This window comes from Priestia sp. HNGD-A6 (assembly GCF_045784335.1).
Classification (GTDB): domain Bacteria; phylum Bacillota; class Bacilli; order Bacillales; family Bacillaceae_H; genus Priestia; species Priestia zanthoxyli.
The window spans coordinates 3,021,934-3,048,071 of sequence record NZ_CP138621.1 but is presented as its reverse complement, the minus strand read 5'-3'; the positions used below and the strand labels follow the sequence as shown (position 1 = coordinate 3,048,071).

General features: G+C 38.8%; 25 protein-coding genes and 1 pseudogene. 9 read left to right on the top strand and 17 right to left on the bottom strand.

Translation table 11 applies throughout. The features are described 5' to 3' along the window. Positions 1–15 precede the first annotated feature (15 nt). The gene (locus SCI76_RS15435) at positions 16–3,126 is read right to left on the bottom strand and encodes an efflux RND transporter permease subunit (protein WP_407544041.1); all 3,111 of its coding nucleotides are present in this window, start codon (positions 3,124–3,126) and stop codon (positions 16–18) included. A gap of 268 nt (positions 3,127–3,394) precedes the next feature. Between SCI76_RS15435 and SCI76_RS15430 the strand changes: the two genes are divergently transcribed. Continuing rightward, the gene (locus tag SCI76_RS15430) at positions 3,395–4,267 is read left to right on the top strand and encodes a TetR/AcrR family transcriptional regulator (RefSeq protein ID WP_407544040.1); all 873 of its coding nucleotides are present in this window, start codon (positions 3,395–3,397) and stop codon (positions 4,265–4,267) included. Between the two features lie 21 nt (positions 4,268–4,288). On the opposite strand, the gene SCI76_RS15425 is transcribed toward SCI76_RS15430, so the two are convergent. Further along, positions 4,289–4,873, bottom strand: a complete 585-nt coding sequence (locus tag SCI76_RS15425) for a DUF502 domain-containing protein (protein ID WP_028412076.1) — start codon at positions 4,871–4,873, stop codon at positions 4,289–4,291. A gap of 170 nt (positions 4,874–5,043) precedes the next feature. Between SCI76_RS15425 and SCI76_RS15420 the strand changes: the two genes are divergently transcribed. Together SCI76_RS15420 and SCI76_RS15415 are read left to right on the top strand one after the other, a co-directional pair. Next, positions 5,044–5,838, top strand: coding sequence for an SDR family oxidoreductase (locus SCI76_RS15420; protein WP_407544039.1), 795 nt, complete (start codon positions 5,044–5,046; stop codon positions 5,836–5,838). Between the two features lie 129 nt (positions 5,839–5,967). Beyond that, positions 5,968–7,170 carry an MFS transporter gene (locus SCI76_RS15415; RefSeq protein WP_407544038.1) on the top strand — a complete coding sequence of 401 codons (1,203 nt, stop codon included), beginning with the start codon at positions 5,968–5,970 and terminating at the stop codon, positions 7,168–7,170. A 37-nt stretch (positions 7,171–7,207) separates the two neighbouring features. Here the strand turns inward: SCI76_RS15415 and SCI76_RS15410 are convergent, their stop codons facing one another. The 4 genes and pseudogenes from SCI76_RS15410 to SCI76_RS15395 all read right to left on the bottom strand — a co-directional run bounded on the left by SCI76_RS15410 (position 7,208) and on the right by SCI76_RS15395 (position 9,725). Continuing rightward, entirely contained in the window at positions 7,208–7,639 is a 432-nt protein-coding gene (locus tag SCI76_RS15410; RefSeq protein WP_014457862.1) for a carboxymuconolactone decarboxylase family protein, read from the bottom strand. Between the two features lie 136 nt (positions 7,640–7,775). After that, entirely contained in the window at positions 7,776–8,669 is an 894-nt protein-coding gene (locus tag SCI76_RS15405; RefSeq protein ID WP_407544037.1) for a LysR family transcriptional regulator, read from the bottom strand. Between the two features lie 124 nt (positions 8,670–8,793). Beyond that, positions 8,794–8,973: pseudogene (locus SCI76_RS15400) on the bottom strand (hypothetical protein). 125 nt (positions 8,974–9,098) lie between these two features. Next, positions 9,099–9,725 carry an FMN-dependent NADH-azoreductase gene (locus SCI76_RS15395; RefSeq protein ID WP_407544036.1) on the bottom strand — a complete coding sequence of 209 codons (627 nt, stop codon included), beginning with the start codon at positions 9,723–9,725 and terminating at the stop codon, positions 9,099–9,101. Between the two features lie 216 nt (positions 9,726–9,941). Here SCI76_RS15395 and SCI76_RS15390 point away from each other — a divergent pair, with 216 nt between their 5' ends. After that, the gene (locus tag SCI76_RS15390) at positions 9,942–10,655 is read left to right on the top strand and encodes an FTR1 family protein (protein WP_048021810.1); all 714 of its coding nucleotides are present in this window, start codon (positions 9,942–9,944) and stop codon (positions 10,653–10,655) included. 30 nt (positions 10,656–10,685) lie between these two features. On the opposite strand, the gene SCI76_RS15385 is transcribed toward SCI76_RS15390, so the two are convergent. The 3 genes from SCI76_RS15385 to SCI76_RS15375 form a co-directional block, all read right to left on the bottom strand. After that, complete coding sequence (locus tag SCI76_RS15385; protein ID WP_048021808.1) at positions 10,686–12,041, bottom strand: ATP-binding protein; 1,356 nt, start codon at positions 12,039–12,041, stop codon at positions 10,686–10,688. Beyond that, positions 12,019–12,744, bottom strand: a complete 726-nt coding sequence (locus SCI76_RS15380) for a response regulator transcription factor (RefSeq protein ID WP_025752630.1) — start codon at positions 12,742–12,744, stop codon at positions 12,019–12,021. Before SCI76_RS15380 ends, SCI76_RS15385 begins: the two co-directional genes overlap by 23 nt. Positions 12,745–12,902: 158 nt before the next feature. Beyond that, positions 12,903–14,039 (bottom strand): MGDG synthase family glycosyltransferase, encoded by a 1,137-nt coding sequence (locus tag SCI76_RS15375; protein ID WP_407544035.1) that lies wholly within the window; start codon positions 14,037–14,039, stop codon positions 12,903–12,905. A gap of 153 nt (positions 14,040–14,192) precedes the next feature. Here SCI76_RS15375 and SCI76_RS15370 point away from each other — a divergent pair, with 153 nt between their 5' ends. The 3 genes from SCI76_RS15370 (at position 14,193) to SCI76_RS15360 (ending at position 16,319) form a co-directional block, all read left to right on the top strand. Then, complete coding sequence (locus SCI76_RS15370; RefSeq protein WP_028412069.1) at positions 14,193–14,819, top strand: undecaprenyl-diphosphatase; 627 nt, start codon at positions 14,193–14,195, stop codon at positions 14,817–14,819. A 393-nt stretch (positions 14,820–15,212) separates the two neighbouring features. Continuing rightward, positions 15,213–15,650, top strand: a complete 438-nt coding sequence (locus tag SCI76_RS15365; RefSeq protein WP_013085370.1) for a MarR family winged helix-turn-helix transcriptional regulator — start codon at positions 15,213–15,215, stop codon at positions 15,648–15,650. A 27-nt stretch (positions 15,651–15,677) separates the two neighbouring features. Next, positions 15,678–16,319 carry a nitroreductase family protein gene (locus SCI76_RS15360; protein WP_013059680.1) on the top strand — a complete coding sequence of 214 codons (642 nt, stop codon included), beginning with the start codon at positions 15,678–15,680 and terminating at the stop codon, positions 16,317–16,319. A 32-nt stretch (positions 16,320–16,351) separates the two neighbouring features. Here SCI76_RS15360 and moaD read toward each other — a convergent pair whose 3' ends face one another. From moaD to SCI76_RS15335, 5 genes are read right to left on the bottom strand one after another with little or no spacing between them, the layout of a single operon-like run. Further along, positions 16,352–16,585 carry a molybdopterin converting factor subunit 1 gene (gene moaD, locus SCI76_RS15355; protein WP_028412068.1) on the bottom strand — a complete coding sequence of 78 codons (234 nt, stop codon included), beginning with the start codon at positions 16,583–16,585 and terminating at the stop codon, positions 16,352–16,354. 2 nt (positions 16,586–16,587) lie between these two features. Then, positions 16,588–17,052 (bottom strand): molybdenum cofactor biosynthesis protein MoaE, encoded by a 465-nt coding sequence (locus SCI76_RS15350; protein WP_025752620.1) that lies wholly within the window; start codon positions 17,050–17,052, stop codon positions 16,588–16,590. Further along, positions 17,049–17,576 carry a molybdopterin-guanine dinucleotide biosynthesis protein B gene (mobB, locus tag SCI76_RS15345; RefSeq protein ID WP_165635044.1) on the bottom strand — a complete coding sequence of 176 codons (528 nt, stop codon included), beginning with the start codon at positions 17,574–17,576 and terminating at the stop codon, positions 17,049–17,051. Before mobB ends, SCI76_RS15350 begins: the two co-directional genes overlap by 4 nt. Then, positions 17,564–18,829 (bottom strand): gephyrin-like molybdotransferase Glp, encoded by a 1,266-nt coding sequence (gene glp / locus SCI76_RS15340; protein WP_328174692.1) that lies wholly within the window; start codon positions 18,827–18,829, stop codon positions 17,564–17,566. Before glp ends, mobB begins: the two co-directional genes overlap by 13 nt. Positions 18,830–18,845: 16 nt before the next feature. Then, a complete protein-coding gene (locus SCI76_RS15335; RefSeq protein ID WP_028412065.1) occupies positions 18,846–19,862 on the bottom strand; it encodes a molybdopterin-synthase adenylyltransferase MoeB in 1,017 nt (338 codons plus the stop codon). A gap of 161 nt (positions 19,863–20,023) precedes the next feature. On the opposite strand from SCI76_RS15335, the gene SCI76_RS15330 reads away from it, so the two are divergent. Beyond that, positions 20,024–20,593, top strand: a complete 570-nt coding sequence (locus SCI76_RS15330) for a molybdenum cofactor guanylyltransferase (protein WP_028412064.1) — start codon at positions 20,024–20,026, stop codon at positions 20,591–20,593. Positions 20,594–20,606: 13 nt separating this feature from the next. Here SCI76_RS15330 and moaA read toward each other — a convergent pair whose 3' ends face one another. From moaA to SCI76_RS15315, 3 genes are read right to left on the bottom strand one after another with little or no spacing between them, the layout of a single operon-like run. Beyond that, positions 20,607–21,623, bottom strand: coding sequence for a GTP 3',8-cyclase MoaA (moaA, locus tag SCI76_RS15325; RefSeq protein ID WP_028412063.1), 1,017 nt, complete (start codon positions 21,621–21,623; stop codon positions 20,607–20,609). 44 nt (positions 21,624–21,667) lie between these two features. Then, the gene (fdhD, locus tag SCI76_RS15320) at positions 21,668–22,465 is read right to left on the bottom strand and encodes a formate dehydrogenase accessory sulfurtransferase FdhD (protein WP_033580428.1); all 798 of its coding nucleotides are present in this window, start codon (positions 22,463–22,465) and stop codon (positions 21,668–21,670) included. 15 nt (positions 22,466–22,480) lie between these two features. Beyond that, positions 22,481–22,825 (bottom strand): DUF2294 domain-containing protein, encoded by a 345-nt coding sequence (locus SCI76_RS15315; protein ID WP_013059689.1) that lies wholly within the window; start codon positions 22,823–22,825, stop codon positions 22,481–22,483. Positions 22,826–23,191: 366 nt separating this feature from the next. On the opposite strand from SCI76_RS15315, the gene fdhF reads away from it, so the two are divergent. Further along, complete coding sequence (gene fdhF, locus SCI76_RS15310) at positions 23,192–26,131, top strand: formate dehydrogenase subunit alpha (RefSeq protein WP_028412061.1); 2,940 nt, start codon at positions 23,192–23,194, stop codon at positions 26,129–26,131. The last annotated feature ends 7 nt before the right edge of the window (positions 26,132–26,138 follow it).

The following is a 26,138-nucleotide window of genomic DNA, read 5'->3' as shown; positions in this document are numbered from 1 at the left end:
AAATTTGTCTTGCTTCTACTCTTTTACTTTTTTGCGCTTAAACTTCATAAAAAACTCATAGACAATTGGAACGATAATGAGCGTAAGCAGCGTAGAACTTGTTAGTCCTCCAATCACGGTAACCCCTAGCCCTTTTGAAATAAGGCCTCCACCTTCAAATCCAAAAGCTAATGGAAGCAGTGCACCAATCGTTGCAATAGCTGTCATTAAGATCGGGCGAAGACGTGTCATTCCAGCTTCTAGTAAAGCTTCACGCGTTGAAAGACCCTCTTGCTCTTTATGAATCACGCGGTCAATCAGAACAATCGCATTGGTTACCACAATTCCAATCAGCATAAGAGCTCCAATCATCGAAGAAATACTAATCGTTTCCCCAGAGATTAAAAGCGCCACTAGCGCACCAATAAGTGTAAATGGAAGTGAGAATAAGATAGCAAATGGCGCTAAACCTCCACCAAATGTCAGTACAAGTACGAAGTACACGATACCAATGGCTGCGAGCATGGCAATTCCTAATTGACTAAATGAGTCATTAATTTGCTCTGATGCTCCGCCAAAGTTAATGTCCATATCACTTGGCAAATCAATTTTCTTCACTTCTTTTTGGACGTTAGAAGAAACACCGCCTACATCGTCACTCTTAATATCGGCACTTACCTCTGCATAAATTTTATTATCACGGCGAGTTACCGTATTCGACGTTTTACCTTTTTTAATATCGACAACTTCATTTAATGTAACTTCCTGTCCAGTTTGAGAGGTCACTTTTGTGCTTGAAAGTTCGGCAAAAGTAGAGAAATCCTCTTTTTCTTTTGGAAGGTATACGTTAATTTCGTTTCCGTCTTTTTGGATAGTTGTTAATACTTCACGCTGTCCAAGGTTGGAAATCTGCATTCCGATTTGACTAGCAGACAAGCCGAGTTCAGCGGCTTTCTTTTGGTTCGGTACTAGCGTATATTCATCAAACGTATCTGAAAGCGTAGAATCGACATTTTTCAGTTCTTTATGCTTTTCTAAAACGCGCTGAACTTTGTCAGCATAAGGTTTGATTTCGTCTAAGCTATCTCCGTAAATAAGGACGTTTAATGAATTATTGCTGCCGCTAGACGCCGTATTCATGGAGCCCCATTCACCTTGATTCGCTTGTTTATTCAGAGCTTTTAATACTTTATCCTGCTCTTTATCAAAGTTTTGTGTATCCTCGTCATATTGCACAAATGTTAAAACGTTATTTTTGCTTCCCGGATTAAAAGAGTTACCTTCACCGAACGAATACTGAACCGTTTTGACACCATCTCGCTTCATCAAGTACGCTTCTGCGCGATTCGCTGCTTTTTCCACGTCGCTTTGAGACTGTCCGGCTTTCGGTGTATACGTAAGCGTCAGCGTTTTTTCTTGATCGGATGATAAAAAGCTAACCCCAATAGAAGGAACTAAAAATAAACTTCCTACTAACAGTAGTACGGCTAACCCAAAGGAAATAAGCTTATGGTTTAGCGTCCAGTTCAAAATTCGCTTATATCCGTGCGCTAGTTTGCTTGGCTTTTCTTCTTTGACTTTTACATTTGTTTTAAATAACGAATGAGCAAGCATTGGCACGAGTGTTACCGCTACTAGCAGTGATGCTAACAGTGCAAAAACAACCGTTAACGCAAACGGTAAGAATAGCTCTCCTACCGGTCCTTCTACGAGACCTAACGGTAAGAATACGGCCACGGTTACGACTGTAGAAGAAAAAATTGGAACAAACATTTCTTTCGTCGCCGCGACAATTAAATCTTTTCCTGTAAGCTTTTCTTCCTGATAAGCCATGCGGCGGTAAATATTTTCAATAACGACAATGGAATCATCTACAACCCTTCCGATGGCTACAGTCATCGCTCCAAGCGTCATAATATTTAAAGAGATATCCATTGATTTGAGCGCCAAAATGGCGATTAATAGCGAAAGCGGAATTGAAATAACGGCAATAATCGTTGAACGAATATCACGTAAAAATAAAAGAATAATAATAACCGCAAAGACCGCACCGATAATAGCTTTATTTAGCATCGTATGAACAGAATCTTCAATCGGTTTACCTTGATCAAAAATATTGTCAACGTGAAGTTCTTTATTTTTCTTTTCTAGGCTATTCATTTTTTCTTTAATATCATTTACAACATTTACTGTGTTCGCATCCTTCGCTTTGACAACTTGTACAGCAATTGAAGGTTTTCCGTTCGTGCGAGAAATGGATTCTGCTTTCCCCGTCACTTTAACATCCGCAATTTCTTTTAATTTCACAGTTGGAATCGAAGCTGCGGACGGCGCCTGCTGCACGGCTCCTTGTGTTTGCTGCTGGCTCATTCCTTGTTGCTGACCTTGAGCAGCTCCTTGACTAGGCACAGCTGGAATCTCTAAGTTTTCCAAATCTTTTTCTGTTGTCATCTTTCCGTCTACCACAACAGATTTTTGAGATCCATCCATCGTATACGTACCAGCCGGCACTTTTGCATCGGATGCTTGGATCAGCTTTTTCACCGTATCTTCATCGAGTCCCAGCTGCTTGAGTTTGTCTTGTTTGAATACAAGTTCTGCTTCTTCAACTTGTTCTCCTGACACGCTGACCGAAGAAATGCCTTGCACTTTTTCAACTTGTGGAACAACGGTATTTTTTACATACTTCGTTAAGTCTTCTAATGATTTTTTATCATCTGAAACACTTAATGAAATAATCGGAAAATCACTGATGCTTTGTCTTGAAACATTTGGTTCCTCTACATCATCTGGCAGATCCACGTTTGAAAGAGCTCGTCTGACTTCGTCTTCTGCCTTCTCCATATTTTTACTAAAGCCATATTCAACTTGAATGGTAGCCATATTTTCATAAGAAGACGAGCTAACTGTGTCAACGCCGCTCAGTCCCTGAAGCTTTTGTTCAATTGGCTTACTCACCTTGTCTGCCACTTGTTCCGGAGTGGCGCCCGGATAAGTTGCATTGACTGTTACAACAGGCGTTGATATATCAGGAATAGTCTCTAGCTTCATATTAAATCCTGAATACAGCCCTGCAATAATGACAAAGAGTGTTAACAGCCATACTGCAAATTTATTTTTCAATGAAAATTTAATAAACTTCCCCAATGCATATCCTCCTTCAAATATATGTATACTAATAAAATTGACTGATTGGTCACAACAACTTAAAATATAAATGACTAACTGGTCAGTGTCAACCCTAAGCAGTCTCTCTCCTAATATGTTCATAATAAAGACATATTTACGATAAATCTTTTTTAGAGGAACTGACTCCCGTTCTTAACTTTGATATATACCTTTATCTTTTTTAGTGTATGATACTATTATCTAACGAAATGAATGGTCAAATTGTTCAATAAAGGAGGTAGAATACTTGAAAGAAAAAGAAAAAAGAATAATTGAAGCTTCGATTAAGCTTTTTGCAAAAAAAGGATTTAATGCTACCTCTGTGCAAGAAATTGTAGATGAATGCAACATTTCAAAAGGTGCATTTTACCTGCACTTCAAATCTAAGGATGCACTTTTATTATCAATTCTAAACTTTTACTATGAAAAGCTCTTTAGCTCTGTTTATGCTCTCGACGAGGAAGTAAACGATGCCCGCAGCCGCTATATGAATCAGCTCATCTATTTCTATGAATTTATTACAGAGCACAGAGATTTTATTATCATGCAAATCCGTGAAAAATCGATTCCATTTAACAAAGAAGTGGAGACCTTTGTTCATAAAATGCAGCGAGAAACGTTTTACTTTCATCGCAAAAGCCTCGTTAGCGTATACGGAGAAGACGTAACTCCTTATATCTCCGATTTAACGAAAATGATTGAAGGTATTCATCATTCCTTTTTAGAAATTATTATCTTCAATCAATACGAGCTTACCTTTAAAGAAGTCGCGCAGTACATAATGGAACGAGTTGATGTATTAGTAGAAGATTTATTAGCTAGAAAACCTCGTCCCCTTATTCCCGCTTCTTTTGGTGAAGATATATACGGAAAGGAACGAACGACTTTTCTAAGTAAAAATGAGCAGGTAAAACAAGCTCTTGAGGAAATTAAACATCTGCTAGACACCAGCGATCATATTTCTGATGAACACGCAGACAGCTTTCACATTTTACAAACGGAGCTAAAAAAAGATAAGCCTACCGCTGCTATTGTAAAAGGCATGGTTGGAAATTTAACGGACCTTAAACCGTTGGAAGAACCGCTTAATCTTTTAACAGCTTTACTCCAACAAAAATAACAGAAGGCTTCAAGCCTTCTGTTATTTTTCTGCTTTTGAACTAGATACTCCCCCAGATAACACGAACTTCATTGCTTCTTCCGGCTTAATATCTAACCATTCAATTTCTTCTTTTGGAATCAAAAAAGTAAAACCGGCTACTTGAAAAGTTTGTGGAACATAGACAGCGACATGGTCTTTTAACGAGTGAATCACCTCTTCTACTTCTTCAGAGGTCACAAACCCTATGACTTTCATTGACGTGCCGGGCATTGGCACTAAAGCTACTTTTGAAAAAGACTTTTTCTCTCCAAGAAAAGATTGAAATGTATCTTTAATGACACTATATAGCGTTTTAACAAGCGGTATTTTTTCTAACAATCGATCAATTAAGTTAATAATTTTCCCAGCGAAAAAACGGGTAGATAACCACCCTAAGAACGTAATTAAGACAAGCGTTGCTAAGATTCCAATACCAGGTATATAATCCTGCTTCATATAGGGCTTCAATACGTTCCCTAAAATGCTGTCTAAAAAATTAAATACTCTTACCAAAATATAAATAACAAGGATAATAGGGACAATCGTTAAGAGTCCATTAATAAAACTTTTTATGATTGCTTTCATGCAAACACCTCATTTTTCCTGACATACTGCTGTTCATTATACAATGAATTTGTTTTGCTGCGTCTCTTTATTTCTGTTCACATACGTATAAACTAGCGACGTTTTATCAAAATAATAGATGGGTACATGAACATACATACTTATATATTTATTTTTTCGGAGGGATACAATTGGGACGTTTAGAATCAAAAATTGCTGTTATTACAGGGTCAAGCTCTGGTATAGGAAAAGCAACTGCTGAGCGCTTTGCGAAAGAAGGAGCGGTTGTTATTTGTGCCGATATTAATTTGGACGGGGTAAAAAAAGTAGCAAAAGAAATTAAAGACGCTGGCGGTGAAGCATACGCCTACTATATCGATGTAGCTGAAGAAGAAAAAGTAAAAGAGTTCACAGCGGAAATTGAAAAGAAATTTGGAAAAGTGGATATTCTTTTTAATAATGCGGGGACAGACACAGAAGGCGGCAAGCTTCACGAATACCCTGTAGAACTTTGGGATCGCTTAATGTCGGTAGATTTACGTGGAACATTTCTTGTAAGCAAATACGTTATTCCGCTGATGTTAGAAGATGGCGGGTCGATTATTAATAATTCATCCGTATCCGGACTGGCAGCAGACTTAGACCGTTCTGGCTATAACGCGGCGAAAGGTGCTATTACCAACTTAACAAGAACCATGGCAATTGACTACGCTCGTGAAGGTATTCGCGTTAACTCAATTGCTCCTGGAACAATTGAAACGCCTCTTCTTGATGATTTATCAGGCGCTGAAGAAGGAAAAAAATTCAGAAAAGCATATGAATGGGTCGATCCCATGGGCCGTTTAGGCAAACCAGAAGAAGTAGCCGGTGCCGTATTATTTTTAGCATCCGATGACAGCTCATATGTAACGGGTGACTGCATTACGGTAGATGGCGGTCATATGGCGTATACATGGCCTGGAAAAATGCTTTACGATAAAATGTGAGAATACAATTAGCTCTATACCTTAAGGTATAGAGCTTTTCCGTTTGCATTTTTTCTTTAAAATAGACGTGACATTATGTCAAGACAGGTGTAAACTTAAAGCAAAATTCTTTGCTTCTAGGAGGAAGACATGAAAACAAAACAATTATCAGAACGTCAGCTTCTTGGCATCGCAGGGCTAGGATGGCTCTTCGATGCAATGGATGTTGGCATTTTGTCTTTTATCATTGCAGCTCTTCACGCTGAATGGGGACTTTCCCCTACTGAAATGAGTTGGATAGGCAGCGTTAACTCGATCGGGATGGCCGTTGGAGCTCTCGTGTTCGGGCTGCTGGCTGATCGAATTGGGCGAAAAACCGTTTTTATTGTGACTCTTGTTCTTTTTTCAGTGGCAAGCGGACTTTCGGCTCTTACTACTACCCTTGCTGCTTTTTTAGTATTTCGATTTTTAATTGGAATGGGTTTAGGAGGAGAGCTGCCTGTTGCTTCTACCCTTGTGTCTGAGACCGTGGCGCCGGAAAAACGCGGTAAAGTGGTCGTCTTGTTAGAAAGTTTTTGGGCGTTCGGCTGGCTACTGGCAGCGCTTATTTCTTACTTTGTAATCCCAGCTTACGGGTGGCAGCTAGCTCTTATCCTAACGGCTATACCAGCATTTTATGCCATTTATTTGCGCATCAAACTGCCAGATTCTCCTCAATTTTTAGAGGCGACAAAGGAAAAGAAACCGTCTATTGCGGACAATGTAAGAAGCGTGTGGTCTAAGCCTTATCGTCAATCTACGATTATGCTGTGGGTTCTGTGGTTTTGCGTTGTATTTTCATATTACGGCATGTTTTTATGGCTACCTAGCGTCATGGTCATTAAAGGATTTAGCTTAATCAAAAGCTTTGAATACGTATTGATTATGACATTAGCTCAGCTGCCTGGCTATTATACGGCTGCTTGGTTTATTGAACGCATGGGCCGAAAATTCGTATTGGTCACATATCTGTTAGGTACGGCTGCCAGCGCATATATATTCGGAAATGCGGAGTCACTTTGGCTGCTGCTAACAGCAGGAATGTTGTTGTCTTTCTTCAACTTAGGCGCTTGGGGAGCTTTATACGCGTATACACCTGAGCAATATCCGACATCTATTCGAGGCACAGGAGCTGGAATGGCCGCTTCTTTTGGACGAATTGGAGGAATTCTAGGACCGCTGTTAGTTGGGTATATGTCAACTCAAGGTGCTTCTTTAACCGTTACGTTCTCAATCTTTTGTGCAGCTATTTTAATCGGTGTTGGTTCGGTTGTTTTTCTAGGAAAAGAAACCAAACAAAAGCAGCTCGCATAAAAAAAGACGCTCTTTTAGAGCGTCTTTTTTGTGCTTATTATTTATTTTCTACTAGCTCTTTTTCGCCTGTCTCTACTTCCACGTCACGCTGAGCGAATACTTTCTTAGCTACGCTTAAAGCATTTAACACGCGAGGGAAACCTGTGTATGGAATTAATTGAATGATGCTTTCCACAATTTCATTCGGCTCTAGTCCAGCTGTTAAACCTGTGTTTAAATGCAGCTCAAGCTGAGGCTCTGTACCCTGAGTAACCAGTGATGAAATGGTTACTAATGCTCGCTGCTTATTCGTTAAACCTGGTCGTGAATAAATGTCTCCATAGGCAAATTCAATAATATATTTCCCAACGTCAGGAGCTAGGTCTTTTAAGTCTTCCGTAATTTTTAAATGAGTCGAAATATCATCGTTACTCGTTAACGTATATTCCATTAATTTATCTAAACCTTTTTGATAACTATTTTGTGCCATGTAAAATCAGCCTCCGTATTTTTTACTAACACCGCGCGGAATCAATGTTTGTTTTCGTGTATGTTTTCTACACTATCTACTTTAGCGCACATTCTTTCTTTCGTAAAATACATATATTCAATACAACATATGCATTTTATCTATATAAAACAGAATGCTGTTCATTCATATAGTGGAGGAATTGTTTAGAGGCATATGAAATATATTTATCTTTTTTTAAAATCAATCCTAAATCCCATGAAATTGAAGGATTAGTAATAGGAACTGCTTTTACGATAGCAGAATCCACTTTTGCTGCAATGGACTGTGGAAAGATAGATACACCTAAGTTTTCCGCAATCATTTCACCAATAAAATCCCATTGAGAGCTCTCGTAAGCTACGTTAGGTTCAAATCCTGCTTGTTGACACGCCTGAATAAGCCGGTCGTGAAGCGTAAAATCTTCATTAAATAAAATAAATTTCTCTTGGGCTAGTTCATTAATTTCCACATGAGTTTTAGAGGCCAAAGGATGAGAATGGTGAACATATAAAAGCATTTTTTCAGAGATAAAAGGATTAATATCAAAAAGATGTTCATTTACTGGAAGCACCGCTACACCTAAGTCTAACTCTCCTTTTTCTACTGCTTTTTGAACACGATTGGCTCCGTATTCAATAACTTTAATTGTGATATCTGGATAGAGCTGCTGAAACCCTTTAATAATCTTTGGAAAGAACAGGACTCCAATCAATGGAGGAATTCCAATTTTAATCATGCCTTTTTTCAGATTCATCACATCGTATAGATAAGTCGATAGCTCATCAATGGATGCCATAACTTTTTGTCCTTGCGCATACACAACTTCCCCGGCATCCGTTAAATCAATCTGTCTTGCGGACCGATCAATTAATTCTACTTCCAATTCTTCTTCTAAGTTTTTCACCATTTTGCTCAAGGTCGGTTGTGAAATATGAAGACTTTGAGATGCTTTAGTAAAGCTCCTTAATTTAGCGACTTCTAAAAAATAATTAAGCTGACGAATATCCATCTCTGCTCCTCCTATAGATAAAGCGAATATATTTTATCTTATTTATTCATTTTACCTATTATTTTTTAAGATATACAGATAAAAAATATAAAGAAAAGATGGACACATAATAAATCAATTTACTCTAAATAAGGACAAATGGGATAAAGGCGCTAGTATGGACCGCTTGTGACACGGCTGTTGATTTCCGTGCAAGGCTTCGCTTTCCGCGGGCGGGCGCTGAGCCTCCTCGTCACTTGCGCTCCTGCGGGGTCTCACCTGTTCCGCTTTTCCCGCAAGAGTCTTCGCCTTGCCCTCCAATCAACACCTAAAAGCTACTACATGCACGAAACCTACGCTTACCATAACATCAAAAAATCCGAACGATTTATCGTTCGGATATACCTTCACCTAAAATACTTTTGTCCTGTCCTTTTTTACTACGGTTATTTAAAATATTTTGGCTGCTTGTGCTGCTTGTTCTAAGCCACTTTCAATAATTTCTTGAGCACGATCCGGAAACTGATTATGTCCTTCAATAATAACGGAGTTCACGTCCGTGATTCCAAAGAATTGAAGTACGCTGCTAACATATTTAACGGCCATTTCGACCTCAGCTGCTGGACCTTCTGAATATACTCCGCCACGCGCGTTTAATAACATCACCTTTTTATCGCACAGTAATCCCACAGGACCTTCTGGCGTATACTTAAACGTTTTGCCTGCTTGATTTAAATAATCAAAGTACGTATGAAGCACGGCCGGCACAGTAAAATTCCAAAGAGGAAAGGCAATGACAATTTTATCAGCTTTCACAAATTGTTCTAGGTAACGATTAGCAATTTCTGCTGCTTTGTTTTCCGCTGCCGTCACTTCTAGTTCTCTTGCTAATTTAAACTGACCGTTTATCATGTCAGCACCTAAATAAGGAAGTTCTTCTTTGAACAAATTTAGCTCCATTATTTCTTCACCTTGGTGCGATTGTTGATAGCTTTCTAAAAACGCATCATATAATTTTACGCTGACCGCTTCACTTGCCGATCTGTCATTTGCTTTTATAAAAAGAGTATAACTCATACTAAAACCTCCACTGATTGTTGATACTCTTATTTTATTCGCTTTGTCCTTGCGTTTCGCACGACTTTATAATGAAATACTTTCATACTTTAGTCGGAGAAATCTTATATAAGTAAGAATTTTTAAAGAGCCAAAAATCACATTGACAACGATAATCATTATCATTAAAATTAGAGAGAAATTATTATTTATCATTTAAAGTAAGGGGAGCTTTTTATGTGGTCAAGTTTGGCTTTGTCGCTTCGTGAAGGTTTAGAAGCATCGCTTATCATTGGAATTATTTTAGCTCATATTACAAAAATCGGCCGAAAAGACTTAAAATATTCCGTCTTTATTGGCGCTGCTGCAGGCCTTATTTTCAGCTTAGTATTTGGCTTTATTGGTTTTAATGAGGCGAAAGAGTTAGAAGAAGAGTCAGAAGAAATTTTTGAAGGAGTCATGATGCTTTTAGCTGCAGGCCTTATTGCTTATTTTATTCTGTGGTTGCACCGAAGCAAAGAAGTGACATCTTCAGTTACATCAAAAATTTCCAAAAGCTCTTCCAAGTGGGGATTAATCGTTTTAGCCTTTTTATCTGTCTTTCGTGAAGGAACAGAACTAATCATTTTTAATCTGACACAAGTGAATCAACACGCCTCTTCTATTGTATTCGGCAGTATAAGTGGCATTTTGCTGGCCGTCGTTATTACATACATTTTGTTCAAAACAGCTATTAAGCTGAACCTTTGGATTATTTTTAAAGCGCTTGGTATTTTCCTTATTTTTATTGGGGGAGAGTTATGCGGTGAAGGTTTGGTTAAGCTATTTGAAGCTGGTGGAGAACCCCTTGAGATAATTGGATTTAGTGTATTTACAGTTGCATCACTGTATCTATTCTTCCAAACGGAGTTAAAAAAATTAAGAGTAAGAAAACAAAAATCAGCATCATGATCATAAAAAAGCCGCCTAATGGCGGCTTTTTTAGTTTATAGATGAAACGGGAAGATGAATCACAACTTCCGTCCCTTGTTCTTCTTCACTTTTAATAAAAATCTCGCCTTTATGCTGACGGACAATAGTTTGTGCAATCGATAGTCCAAGCCCCGTTCCTCCCGTAGCTCTGCTTCTAGCTTTATCCACTCGGTAGAAACGTTCAAAAATATGTGCAAGATCTTCTTTTGGAATACCAATTCCATAGTCTTTCACTTTGATAATGACATCTTCCTGCTTTTTTTCCACGGTCACTTCAATTTTATTCGTACTGTATTTAATTGCATTATCAAGCAAAATAATCAGCACTTGCTTCATTTTCAGTTCATCCACTTGAATCATAATGGGCGTTTGATCATAATGAAGAACTAATTCTCTTTTGTATACCTGCTGCAGCTGCTTAACGATTTGTTCAAAAATAAGAACAAGATCTGTTTGCTTCATATCAAGCGTTTGTTCTTTTTCCACACTTGCCAGATCAAGCAGCGTTTCAATCATTTTTTGCATTTTGGTTGCTTCCGCATAGATGGTGTCGATCGCATCCAGCGTAATTTCTTCATTTTTAATCCCTCTTCTTCTTAATAAATTAGAATAACTGCGAATAACGGTTAGAGGGGTTTTTAATTCGTGAGAAGCATCAGAAACAAACTGATTTTGCTTTTCAATATTTTCTCGCAAGCGGTCAATCATATGATTAAACGTAACGGTCATACCCTGCAGTTCATCTCTCGTCTCCGTTTGAATGAGAACTTTTTTAGGAACACCGCTCTCTTCAATCTCTTTCATCGTTGAGACCATATTTTTAATAGGATGCATAATGACGCGTGATAACCATCTTCCTCCTAAAAGCGACAGTAAAATGGACACAAGCGAACAAAAAATCAAAATTGATAGCAAAATATCTTTGCGGGTTTCAAAACCAGTCAGGAGCTCACCAATCTCAAGCGTTTCAACGACTTGATTATTGACTTTGACAGGCATGCGAATAACCAATACTTGTTTTTCTCTAATTTTGCGAAGCTTCACCTTTTTTTTCTTTGAAAATTCGGGCTTAATTTTCACCAGATGAGGATCATTTGATACTTGATTAATGACCGTAGAATTTTCTGAGACTGTTCGGATAAATGAATGGTTGGTCAAATAAAATTTTAGTAACTCTGGCGAAAGCTCCACGGAATGATCTTGCTGACCTTTTTGAATAATCTCGCGTGCTTTTTCGAATAAAATGTCCTGTTCCATATTCACCGTAGATTTAGTGAAGGAGAAAAAAACAACGATGTTCATGATTAATAAAATAACCACTAGCCATGCTGTTGTCAGCAAATTAATCTTCGTCGTGATCTTCATGTTTCTCCTCTTTCATCATATATCCTACGCCCCGCACCGTATGAATGAGAGAAGTAGAAAAACCTTCATCTACTTTTTTTCTTAAGTGGCGAATATACACATCAATTACGTTTGTTTCTCCTTCATATTCATAGCCCCAAACGTTTGTGAGAATCCCTTCTCTCGTGACAATTTTATTTTTATTCGTAAGCAAATACACGACTAAATCATACTCTTTCGGTGTCAACGTAATGGATTCATTGTTTCTTAGGACTTCCCTTGTTTCAAGATTAATGGTCAAATCACTGATCGTTAAGAGCTCTGCTTCAGCTTCTTTCGTTCCTGATGCTTCTACGAGCGAACGATAGCGAATACAAGAGCGAACTCGTGCTAACAGCTCTTCAATTTCAAACGGTTTTGTAACATAATCATTAGCCCCTTGGTCTAACCCCATTACCTTATCTAACGTCGTATTTCGGGCAGTTAATAAAATAACTGGCGTAAACACTTCCGCTTTCCGAAGTCTTCTTAACACCTCAATACCGCTCAGACTTGGAAGCATCACGTCGAGCAAAATGAGGTCATATTGAGCGGATATTGCCGTCTCTAAACCCGCTTTCCCGTCGTACTCAACATCTACTTCATAATCTTCAAATTCCAATTCAATCTTTAGCACTTTCGCAATTTGCGCTTCATCTTCCACAATTAAAATTTTCTCTTTCATATTATGCACCTCTCACCACATGTCTTAAGTGAAAGAATAGCTTCTTTAGATAAAAAAACAACACCTTTTTCAAAAGATGTTTGTTTTTTTATCTAAATCCTACTTTTTCAACATACTTGTTCTTTAGCTTATCCTTATTGTTTGTAAACATGAATGTTTTACGCATGAAGACCAATCGTTTGCTTTTCACCTAGAATCCAATTGACTACTGCTAAAAGTTCTTCAGGCGTTTGTGCTTCGATTTCTTTATGGTAAGCAGCAATCGCGTTATACAATGTGCTCATTTTACCAGCATCCTGCAGCACTGTCTGCAGCTGACTTTCTAACGATTGATCCGCCTTTAGTTCTTGAACTAAGTTTCGCTCTGTTAAATAGCGTAAATTCACCTCTTCTTGACCCGGTAAAGCAGAATGAACAAAAATCGGTAAATTTTTGCGAAGAGCTTCACTGACCGTGATACCACCTGGTTTTGTTACAATAGCATCCACTCGCTCATACAGTTCATTCATTTCTGTGCGTGATGAAATGTACGGAATTGGTGTAACGTGTTGTAGTTCCCACCCTTTGATTTCTTCATATAACTTTTGATTTTTGCCGCATAAGACAAAGTAATGAAAATGGCGCGCGTCTTTTAAATCATTGTAAAAATCCATAATATTGCCTAGACCGCTGCTGCCTCCGGCAATTAAAATATTTCGGCTACCATGATGCTTAACAGTTCTTGTTTTTGTTATTTCTTCATGTACCGGTATCCCTGTGACCATCATATTTTGAAGTGGAATTTCACTTTGAGCACGAAGCCCTCTTTTTACTTCTTCACTAGGAAGAAAGTGAAAGTCAATCTCTTCTTTTCCCCATAAATTATTAATAAAGAAATCCGTGTAGACATTTATAATAGGAACATTGCACTTGCCTTTTGCTTTTAATTGGCTGAGCAAATAAGAAGGAAATCCATGTGTGCATATAATTAAATCCGGATTTTCTTCTTTAACTAAGTGCTCCATTTTTTTTGCGAATACGTGATGATACCATTTGAATGAATGAACAGGCGGTTCATAAAAGAGATGTTTGTATGCCATATTGTATGTTTCTGGAGCATAACGAATCCATTTCAAATATGTGCCTGTAACCACTTTTTCTAATAGTTCGTTTGTATAACTTAATAAATCTATTTTTTTATAACAAATATTTGTTGTTCTTCTTTCCAATATATCCATTAACGCCTCTGCCACTTGATGATGGCCAGAAGGCATTTTTAGAAGAGGTAAAAATAAAACCTTTTTCAACTGTTTCATCTCCTATTCTAAAAGCAGTTTCTTCCTCTCCTTTTTATATCATTAAATGCCCTTGAATTTCGGATTTTAATTGATTTTTAATGTGAAATTCATCGTTTTTTTAGAGTGTCAATCTAAACTAAGAGTGAAAAGTACTGCATAAGGAGAAAACAAATGAACCTCAATTACGAAGTATTTCAATGGATTAACTCGTTTGCTGGTAAATCCAGCGCAATGGATTCTGTCATGGTTATCATTACGAATAGCGTTCCTTATTTTATAATGGCTTGTTTGCTTTTGCTTTGGTTTAGCGGAAAAACAGAAAGAACAATTTATCACCGTTATACGGCTTTATACATGTTGTTTACAATTGTCCTTTCTCTTTGTATCAATGAAGTCATTCACCTGGTGTATTACCACCCGCGTCCGTTTGTGACTCATCATGTTCATAAGCTGATTCCGCACCCGGCTAATTCATCTTTTGTCAGTGATCATTCGATTTTAGTCTTTTCTGCTGCTTGGATCATGTGGTTACGAAAAAACAAATGGAGAAGCGTCATTTTTATATGGGCTGCCATCTCGGGCCTTTCACGCATTTACGTAGGTGTCCACTATCCAGCAGATGTACTTGGAGGCATGGTAATTGCGGGAGCTATCAGCTGCTTTGTTATCTATCTTTCAGATAAAACAGCTCCTCTTATCCAGCGATTATTCTGGATTCACGATGTGATTATCAAGCGTATTCCGTTTCTGTCTCCTTACACGCATGAACAAATTAGTAAAAAAAATCATTCAGCTTAAAGACGCTAAGACAAAAATAGTATAGTTGAAGTGAAAAACGAACCACTAATCAAACCGTTTGATCAGTGGTTCGTTTTTTTTGGTTACGATGAACGTAGATTTTATCTGTTTCGTTCCTTCTGGCAGCTGATTGGAGGACAAAGCGAAGTCTTGCACAGAAATCAACTACCGTGTCACAAGCGGTCCATACGAGCTCATTTATCCGATTTGTTCGTCTTTAGATTGCATTGATTTCGTTATATCTCAATCTCTTTTTATTATTTATAAAAAAAAAAGATTGTTCACTTTCTTGACTTTCACTTTTATTTATTTTATATTAGTTGATGTATCAAACATTGATGTATCAAATATTAATCCATCAATAAATATCATAGAAAAAAGGGAGCGACTTTCTTGTCACATTCATGTTCTGAAAAAGCAAATGTTCTGTATGCTCTGCAAGAAGTTAATAAACAAATTAATCAAAAGTTTGAGCATTGTACCGGTGTTAGCCAATCACGTCTTGATATTTTACATCAGCTTTATGAAACAGGTGAAATGAGTCAAAAGGCGCTTCAACAGCAAGTAAACATTGATAATGCTGCAATTACAAGGCATTTAAAGCAGCTAGAAGAAAGAGATGTTGTATCACGCCGTAAAAATCCTGATGACAACCGCGTAACATTTGTAAAGCTTACGAAAAGCGGACATGAAAAAATCGGTGCATTTCGAAACGAAAAAGCTCGCTTTATTGATGAAGCATTTAAAGATTTCAGCGAAGAAGAACAGCTGCTGCTTTCCAAAATGCTTGAGCGTTTAAAAGTAAACATTTCGGCCATTGAACGGTCATAACATTTTTAACATAAAGGAGAGTTCATCATGACACAAACAAAAACACTAAACAATGATTTCCAAGATATTATTACAGGGCGCAGATCTATTCGTTATTACGATCCATCTGTCAAAATCAGCCGTGAAGAAATGAAAGAAATTTTAACAGAAGCGACGCTAGCTCCATCTTCTGTTAATGCACAGCCTTGGCGCTTTCTAGTAATTGATAGCCCTGAAGGAAAAGCAACACTAGCTCCGCTTGCTAAATTTAATCAATCACAAGTAGAAACATCGGCAGCTGTTATTGCGATATTCGGCGATTTAAAAAGCGAAGAAAATTTAGATGAAATTTACGATAAAGCTGTTGAACTAGGCTATATGCCACAAGAAATTAGAGATATGCAAATTCCAAAAATCAAAGCGCACTACGCAGCTGCTTCTGAAGAATTAAATAAAGAAACGGTATTAATTGACGGCGGTTTAGTATCTATGCAGTTAATGCTTGCTGCACGTGCTCACGGTTATGATACGAATGCTATTGGCGGTTATGAAAAAGATCAAATTGCCGAAGCATTCGGTTTAGACAAAGAACGCTATGCACCGGTTATGTTACTTTCAATCGGCAAAGCAGCAAATAGCGGTTACCCTTCTGTACGTTTACCAATTGAAAAAGTAGCTCAATTTAGATAATAAAAAAGGTGCTGTGTATTCAGCACCTTTTTTTATCCTCCACTAACGGGTGGAATAAATGCAACGGTATCTCCCGTTCCAATGATTTCTTCATCTGTTACAAACTCTTCGTTGACTGCTGTCATCGTTTGATTCAGAGAGGACAGCTTATATGTTTTTTGTACATATTCCTTTAATTCCTTCACTGTTATATCTTGCTTATCAACTGTTACTTGTTCCACTCCAGCCTCTTCACGTATAGCAGCGAAAAATAAGACGTTAATCATTTTTACATCTCCTTCAATGGCTTTCCTTCAGGATATTCTTTTGTTTCTAACTGATCCCCAATCCATTTTGTTCCATCTTCCCAAAATTCCTTTTTCCAAATTGGCACAATTTGCTTAATACGTTCAATAGCATACTCATTTGCTTCATAAGCTGTTTTGCGATGCGGAGAAGAAACCGCAATAACTACTGCGACTTCTGTTATATCAAGCTTTCCGATTCGATGAGTAATAGCTGTCAAAGCATCCGGCCACTTTTCCTGAATTTCGTCACCAATTTGGCTGAGCATTTTCACTGCCATTGGCACATAGGCTTGATATTCAAGAGAGAGCGTCTTTTTGCCTTTTGTAAATTCTCTTACCGTTCCAATAAATGTCGTAATAGCTCCCGCGTCTCTTCTAGAAACTTTTTTAATTATTTCATCTACCGCAATTGGCTGATTTACTACTTCAAATAAGTGCTGGTTCATCTTCTTTCCCCCACTTCTTTCAATAAAAAATTAAGATAAAGCTCGTCTTCTTGTAAGTGAAACATTGGATATGCTCGCTGCACTTCGTTTTTAAGCGGAATGTGACTAATCACGCATATGATATTGGTTAGAGAGGAAAGCAGAACAAGATCTTCTTCGCTTCGAATCAAGACTGCTTTTGGATAGGATTCTTTTTTATATCCTTCAACAAAAATGACATCTGGCGAGAAAAATTGATAAAAATCAATCAGCTTTTTTAGGCTCCAGTCTTTACTGTTTGCCGTAAGCTGAAGGATCCCACCTCCTTCTACACCTGCCACATCGGCACCTGCTTGCTGGTGGCGATGACTGTCTTTTAGCTCACTGCTGCTATCTGGAGGTCCGCCGTGTCCATGGTGCTTAATAGAACCTACACGTAGATCGAATTGTTTCGCTTTTTTAATTAGCCTTTCCACTAAAGTCGTTTTTCCGCTGTTTTGAAATCCAACTACTTGTAAAACGGTGCAACTTGCTACCAAGGCCATTCACTTCCCTGCACGTCATCTAGCAATAAGACGTCAACCAGCATTCCTTCTTTGTACCCTCTCGTCCCTCCGGGAAATATAATTAACGTATCCGCATGAGCTAAAGAAGAAACAGCACTAGATTTTGTAAAGCTTAATGGAGAAGCAATCAGCTGTCCTTCCCTGTATGAAAGCCTGCCAGATACAAATCGCATAAAAGGATTTGGCTTTAAGAAGTCTTTTCCTAACAAAGCTTTTTCTTTCCGGAGATGAGGGGTTCTTTTCCCCGCATATGTACTGATGACCGGACGAGCTAGCAGTTCAAAACCAACGTAGCAGGCCGTAGGGTTTCCCGATAGACCAAATAAAAGCTTGTCTTCCATACGTGCAACTGTTGTGACACTGCCTGGTCTCATCGCTATTTTATTAAAAAGAACTTCGGCCTGTAATTGCTTATACACCTCTGGTAGATAATCATAATCTCCTACTGAAACGCCCCCCGTTGTAATCAGTATGTCCACTTCTGATAGCGCAGATTTTACCGCGCTGTAGCACTGACTTAAATCATCGGGCATAATACCAAAATAGTTTACTTCTCCTCCAGCTTTTTCAATTTGGGCACGAAGCATATGAGCATTGCTATTACGAATTTTCCCTCGCTGAACAGGATCACGTACTTCCACTAGTTCACTTCCCGTTGCAAGTAATCCAACTACAGGCTTTTTGAAGACAGCTACGTTACTATAACCAAATGTGGCTAGAAGAGCAGCTACTCCCGGAGTGATATACGTTCCTTTTGAAACTAACATGGTGCCTTTTTTTGTTTCTTCTCCTTGAAACGAAATGTTATCTCCGCTGTTAAACGACCGCTTGATTTGAACGACGGGCTGGTTGTCTTTTGTATATTCTTTTGTTACTTCAAGCATTGCCACCGCATCGCAGCCTTTTGGAATAGGAGCTCCTGTCATAATACGCACAGCCTGCATCGCGTTGACTGCATGTTCAAAAACAGAACCCGCTCCTATCTCTCCTCGAACATCCAGTTCTACTGGATGAAGTGATGATGCTTTTTTCGTATCTTGTGACCGAATAGCAAAACCATCATATGGAGAACGATTAAAAGCAGGAACATCATGATCTGCCATTAAATCTTCTGCTAAAAATCTGCCGTGAGCTTCTTCAAGCGCAATGATTTCTTGCTTTCCGCTTTTGACATACTGCATCACTCGCCCAACGCATTCTCCGACAGGGATAGGAGTTCGCTTTTCTCTCATTTTTTCACTCCTTTACTCATCCTAATAAACGATAATATAAACTTCTCGCAAATTGAATATCATTCGTTCCATGAATAAATACACGGCCATCTTGAAAAATAACAAAGCGCTGCTCTGGAAGCTGACATGACAGAAGATATGGGTTGCGGTCTACTTTCCCTTGGTTTTTTAAACGCTTTTCCAATTCATCAAAGTTGTGTAAATGCTGCTGCGAGGGTCTGATCTGAACCGTCTCTCTGCCGCAAAGAACTTCTGTTTTAAGCTGATTTTCATACGCTAAGTACGGATATGTGCGTGCCGATCCGCAAGAAGAACATTCATAACTTTTCATTTTACCCGTCTTAAATTCAGCGTGCTGATTATTCCAGACGTCAAAAGTTAGAAATGTGTGTCGCAAAGCTTCAACGTCTCCCACTAAAATTTTTAATGCTTCGGTTATTTGATAGGCTGCCACAATTTGAACGGCTGGACTGATAATTCCTGCTGTCTCACACGTCGCTCCTCCCACAGGCACTTTTTTCAATATGCAGTGCAGACAAGGGGTTACGTTTGGGATAACGGTATAAGTGGTGCCATAACTCCCTACACATGAGCCGTAGATCCAAGGAACTTCATACTTATGTGACAAATCATTTAAAATAAAGCGAATGTCGAAATTGTCTGTCGCATCGATAATCAAATCAGCTGTTTGGACGATACTTTCTAAATTAGCAGGCTGAGCATCCATCACCAGCGCTTCGATTTTCACTTCTGTGTTTATTTGACGCAAACGATTTTTGGCTGCTACAGCTTTAGGCAGTTTGTTTTGCGCATCTTGTTCTGTATAAAGCTGCTGACGCTGCAGATTACTCCATTCTACATAATCACGATCTACAAGAGTCAATTTTCCAATTCCAGCACGCACGAGAGCTTCTGCACTAGCGCTGCCTAGAGCCCCTGCGCCTACAACTAAAACATGCTTACTTCTAATTTGCTGCTGCCCTTTGTTTCCAATGGGCTGGAAAAGCTGCTGACGTGAATAACGTTCTGTCACTCTTTTCTCTCCCTTTCTCGTTCAATCTATGACTTCACTATCTATTCCTTCGTCAAAGATATTTCTTTAAAAACATGCTATTATACACATAAAGCTAAGCTGCTTTACGGACGCTTATGTGCATAAATATACAACTATATTTTGATGGAGGTATTTAATAAATGTCCATTGCCGGCATTGTATTAGCAGGAGGAAAATCTTCTCGCTACGGTCAACCAAAAATGTTTGAAACCTATAACAAGAAATCATTTTACGAATATAGTATAGATGCATTAAAAGAAAATCACGTCACACCTATACTTGTGTCTACCAACCAAGATTTACTTCCTTATTTTCAAAGAAAAGATGTTTCATTTGCAGTTGAAAAATGCCCGTATCAAGGACCTTTGTATGCAATTCATCATGCTTTAACTGCAATTGATTGCCGTGCTGAATGGTTCTTTATTCTTTCGTGTGACATTCCTTTTGTTAATGCTGAGTTTGTTCATAATATGATTACCCTAACTCAGGCGAACTCAGCTGATATTGTTCTTCCTGTTCAGCCAAATCACATGCACCCGCTTCTAGCCCTCTATCACCGTAGAACGCTTCCTCTTATTGACCAACTCGTTACACAAGGTGAAAGAAGGCTCACAGGATTGTTGAATCAGGCAAACGTCCTTCGCGTGCCTTTTTCAGCAGAAGATCCTACTTTTATAAATGTGAATCATCGCAGTGATTGGCATTTATAAGGCTTTTTTTGAATTATCCACCAATATGAGACATTTCCACTTTCTCAGCGCCTTGGACCTGTCTTCCGTTAGCCCGCTCATCTGAGTAACGATCTTTCCGATGATTCCAGATATCAGAAATGGTGTCACAAACAGTATGATCAGATGCTTGTGATCGTATCAGTTTCCGGAGGTCGTACCCTTTTGACGCAAACAAGCAGGTATAGAGCTTTCCTTCAGCCGATACTCTTGCGCGTGAACAAGTCGAACAGAATGAATCTGTCACGGATGAAATGATACCAATTTCCTCTTCTGTCCCAACATACCGATACCTGGTAGCTACTTCTCCCGTGTAATGAGGCGGAATTTCTTCAAGAGGCATTTCTTGTCCAACTATATCAAGAATTTGTTTCTTTGTTATAACCTCATCCATTTTCCATCCGTTTGAATTTCCAACATCCATGTATTCAATAAAGCGCAGCGTATGTTTTTTGCCTTTAAAATATTGGGCCATCGGAAGGATATCCTGCTCGTTCTTGCCTTTTTGGACAACCATGTTTATTTTGACTGAAATCCCCGCAAGAGCTGCTGCCTCTATTCCTTCTAACACTCGTTTGACGCTTCCTCGATTTCCGTTCAGCTCTTGAAATCTCACTTCATCAAGCGAGTCTAAGCTGACGGTTACTCTTGATAATCCCGCTTTTGATAAGGCTTCTGCATGCTTCTTTAACAGTGAGCCGTTTGTTGTTATGGCAATATCATCTATACCCTCAATTTGCTTCAGACGATTGATTAGATCTGGCAAGCCTTTTCTTAGCAGTGGCTCTCCTCCCGTTATACGCACTTTTTTTACTCCTAGCGATGCGAATAATCTCGTGAGTCTCTCTAATTCATCAAACGAAAGAATATTTTCGGCAGGTAAAAATGGATAGTCTGCCCCAAAAATTTCTTCAGGCATACAATATCGACAGCGAAAGTTACAGCGATCTGTTACGGACAAACGCAAGTCTCGTAAAGGGCGCTTTAACGTATCAACTATAGTGTATGACATCTGCCTCATCTCTCCTCTCTAGCTGTCAGCTTCTCCACAGCAGATTAACTTTCTCTTAAAATTCTTTCCGGGCATGTATAAATATTCAACGAATCACTTCGGATAAACCCTACCGTTGTAATTCTCAATTCTTCTGCTAGATTTAAAGCAAGTTCAGTCGGAGCGGATTTTGAAAGAACCACTTCACACCCGATCTTCGCTACTTTCAACAAAATTTCTGAAGAAATACGGCCGCTGAAAACGACTACTTTATCCCTAATTGAAATATGGTGTTTTAAGCAATACCCATATAGTTTATCTAGAGCATTATGCCTGCCAATGTCCATTCTGCTAAGCATGAAACCATTTTTATCACAAATGGCAGCGTTATGAACGCCACCCGTTTCTTGAAACGTAGCAGCAGATTGCTGCAGCTTATTCATGAGTTGAAAACAATCCTTAATTGAAAGTTCTACCGATATATCATTCATTTTTTTAGCAGTCAACGCATCATTTATAAAGACAAACCCTTGCCTGCTCGCCCCGCAGCAAGACGTGATATATCGTTTATTTTGAAGGTTTTGAAAATACGGGTTTAATTTATCTATTGTAACATGAACATACCCTTCTTTTTCTTGAACCCATATGTTTTTAATGTCTTTGTATTCTCGAATAACCCCTTCAGATGCTAAATAGCCAATTACCATATCTTCAATGTATTGAGGGCTACATACCATCGTGACAAACTCTTCTTCATTAATTTTCACAGTCACAGGAAACTCCGTTACAATTTTATCTTCCACGCTTTCCATTTCACCATTTTTAAATCTAAGAACTGTACGCTTCTTAACGGTCGAATTCATGTGATGTCTCCTTTTTTAAATAATGTTTTTATCAAAAACAAATACGGAAACCGCTATATTTTCTTTTATTTTCATATCTGAAAATAAATTAACCAGCTTTGCTCCTACCAATTCTTCTAGCCCTTCCGGCGGATTCGATGCATATACATCTTGAATCATTTTTGTTCGAGCTAAATGAACCATGTCACACCCTTCAGAAGTGCTTGCAATAAATGTTTCTGTCGGAGTTAAATTTCCATACAGTGTTGAGACAGCCATATTTTCAACAAAAACCGTATGTATTCTTTCCGGTCCTTTTCCAAATAAATCTTTTCGAAGCTTCCGAATAATATCATTAAATTCATGAATTGTTTTTGACATAATCAACGCTCTCCCACCGATTAAAATTAAATTGTGCATTTTATTCCTACAGTTTTTTTATCATAAATCAACACTTCAAAAAATAAAAGCCTAAAATCTTTGCAGCAAAACTTTTGAAGAGAGTTGGGTATTTAAAAAAGTTGTGCATTTAAAAACGTAGCGATATAATTATAAATAACCGAGATGGAATAATAATAATAATGAATTGTTATTACTCTATCACTTTTTCTTAACGATATAAATGGGCCGGATTGGCATATTAGTAAGACCTGCTAGTAAACTATTCCACCATGATTGCACTTCCCTTATTTAATTAGGCATGTGTATTCATGGTGGTTTTTTGTTTTATATAAAGGAGGAAAACAAATGAGTCGTGAAATCATCACTGTTCATATAAATGGCAACGAATACAAGGCAGCTTCAGGTTCTACCATACTCGAAATTATTAACCAGCAAAACATCGAGCATCCTCAGATTTGTTATGTGCCTGAAGTAGACCCTATTCAAACTTGTGACACATGTATTGTTGAAATGAATGGCGAGTTAGTTCGTTCTTGTTCTACAAAAGCTGAAAACGGCATGAAGATTGAATTACAATCAGCACCCGCAAAAGCGGCACAGACGGAAGCAATGGATCGCTTATTAGAAAATCATTTGCTATACTGCACCGTTTGCGATAATAACAACGGAAACTGTAAATTACATAATACAGCCGAAATGATGGAGATTGAACATCAAAAATACCCCTATACGCCAAAGGCCTCAGAGGATGAAGTCGATATGTCTCATCCGTTTTACCGTTATGACCCTAATCAATGCATTGCTTGTGGACAATGTGTAGAGGTTTGTCAAAATCTTCAAGTTAATGAAACGCTCTCTATCGACTGGGAAGCGAAACGTCCCCGCGTTCTCTGGGATGATGGTGTAGCAATCAATGAATCTTCTTGTGTGAGCTGCGGTCAATGTGTAACAGTATGCCCTTGTAATGCCTTAATGGAAAAATCTATGCTCGGAGAAGCTGGATTCATGACCGGACTTCCAAAAAGCGTTTTGAATCCAATGATTGATTTAGTTAAAGAAGTGGAACCAGGGTACAGCGGAATTTTTGCTGTTTCAGAGGTGGAAGCAGCTATGCGTGAAACTCGGACGAAAAAAACAAAAACCGTCTGTACATTTTGCGGAGTTGGATGTTCATTTGAAGTGTGGACAAAAGGCCGCGAAATCCTTAAAGTTCAACCTAGCTCAGATGCTCCCGCAAACGCTATTTCAACCTGTGTGAAAGGAAAATTCGGCTGGGATTTTGTAAACTCTGAAAAACGTATTACTAAGCCTTTAATCCGAAAAAATGGCGCATTTGTAGAGTCGTCATGGGAAGAAGCGCTCGATTTAGTAGCAAGCAGGTTAAACTCCATCAATCAGCAGTACGGACATGGATCCGTTGGTTTTATCTCTTCTTCTAAGATTACAAACGAAGAAAACTATGTTATTCAAAAGCTGGCTCGCCAAATGTTTGAAACAAATGACGTAGACAACTGTTCTCGCTACTGTCAGTCTCCTGCAACCGATGGATTATTTCGAACAGTCGGAATGGGAGGCGATGCCGGCACGATAAAAGACATCGCAAAAGCTGGACTGGTTATCATCGTTGGAGCTAACCCTGCCGAAGGTCACCCTGTATTAGCAACTCGTATCAAACGCGCGCATAAGCTTCATGACCAAAAACTAATCGTCGCAGATTTGCGCAAAAACGAAATGGCTGAACGCTCTGACATTTTTATCAGTCCAAAACAAGGTACGGACCAAGTATGGCTAATGGCTGTAACAAAATACATGATTGATCAAGGATGGCACAACGAAAAATTTATCCAAGAAAACGTCAACTATTTTGAAGACTTTAACTCTTTGCTTGAAAAGTACACGCTTGAATATGCTGAACAAATTACGGGTATTTCAGCAGCAACACTCATTCAAATAGCTGAAATGATTCGAGACGCCGATGGAACCTGTGTGCTGTGGGGTATGGGCGTGACGCAAAATACAGGAGGCTCTGATACATCAGCGGCTATCTCAAACCTGTTGCTTGCTACTGGAAACTATCGACGCCCTGGTGCAGGCGCTTATCCACTCCGAGGCCACAATAACGTGCAAGGCGCATGCGATATGGGAACTCTTCCCGCTTGGCTTCCAGGTTATCAGCACGTCACGGACTCAGTCGCTCGAGAAAAATTTGAAAAAGCATACGGCGTGAAAATTAAAGACAAGCCGGGTCTTGATAATATCCAAATGCTTCATTCAATTGATGAAGGAAAAATGAAAGCTATGTACCTTGTAGGAGAAGATATGGCTCTTGTCGATTCGAACGCTAATCACGTACACGAAATATTATCAAATCTAGATTTTTTTGTTGTCCAAGACATTTTCCTTTCAAGAACGGCTCAATATGCTGATGTTGTACTCCCTGCTGTTCCTTCTCTTGAAAAAGACGGAACGTTTACCAATACGGAGCGACGCGTACAAAGATTGTATCAAGCATTGCCAACGCTTGGTGATTCGAAGCCGGATTGGTGGATTGTTCAAGAGATTGCAAACCGCTTAGGTGCAAATTGGACGTATACACACCCTGGTGACATCTTTTCAGAAATGGCTAGTCTATCACCTCTGTTCAGCCAAGCCAGCTACGAAAACCTTGAAGGCTGGGATAGCTTCTTATGGGGGAGCTTAGAGGGGAAAAGCACGCCTTTACTTTACGTCGATGGGTTTAATTTCCCAGATAAAAAAGCGCGCTTTGCTTTATCAGATTGGGTCCTTCCTGCTGAATTTCCAGAGGAATATGATTTGCACATTAATAACGGACGAATGTTAGAACATTTTCATGAAGGGAATATGACCAATAAATCGAGCGGTATTCAATCAAAGGTACCGGAAGTATTTGTAGAAATTTCACCTCAGCTTGCCAAGGAGCGTGAAATTGAAGACGGTTCGCTTGTCAGATTAATCTCACCGTTTGGAGCAGTAAAAGTACAGGCATTAATTACAGAGCGAGTAAAAGCAAATGAGCTGTATCTTCCGATGCACTCCGTTCATAAAGATTCGGCTATTAACTTCTTGACGGGACCTGCAGTCGACCAACGAACAAATACGCCGGCTTACAAACAAACAAAAGTACGGATGGAAGTATTAAGCAAAGGTGGAAAAACGCCTTTACCGTCTACAAATCCGCGTAACAAAAAACGTCATCCTCAAAATGGGGTCGAGGTTCAGCGTAAATGGAATCGTCCTGGCTACGTCCATTTAACAAGTAAATAGGAGGAGA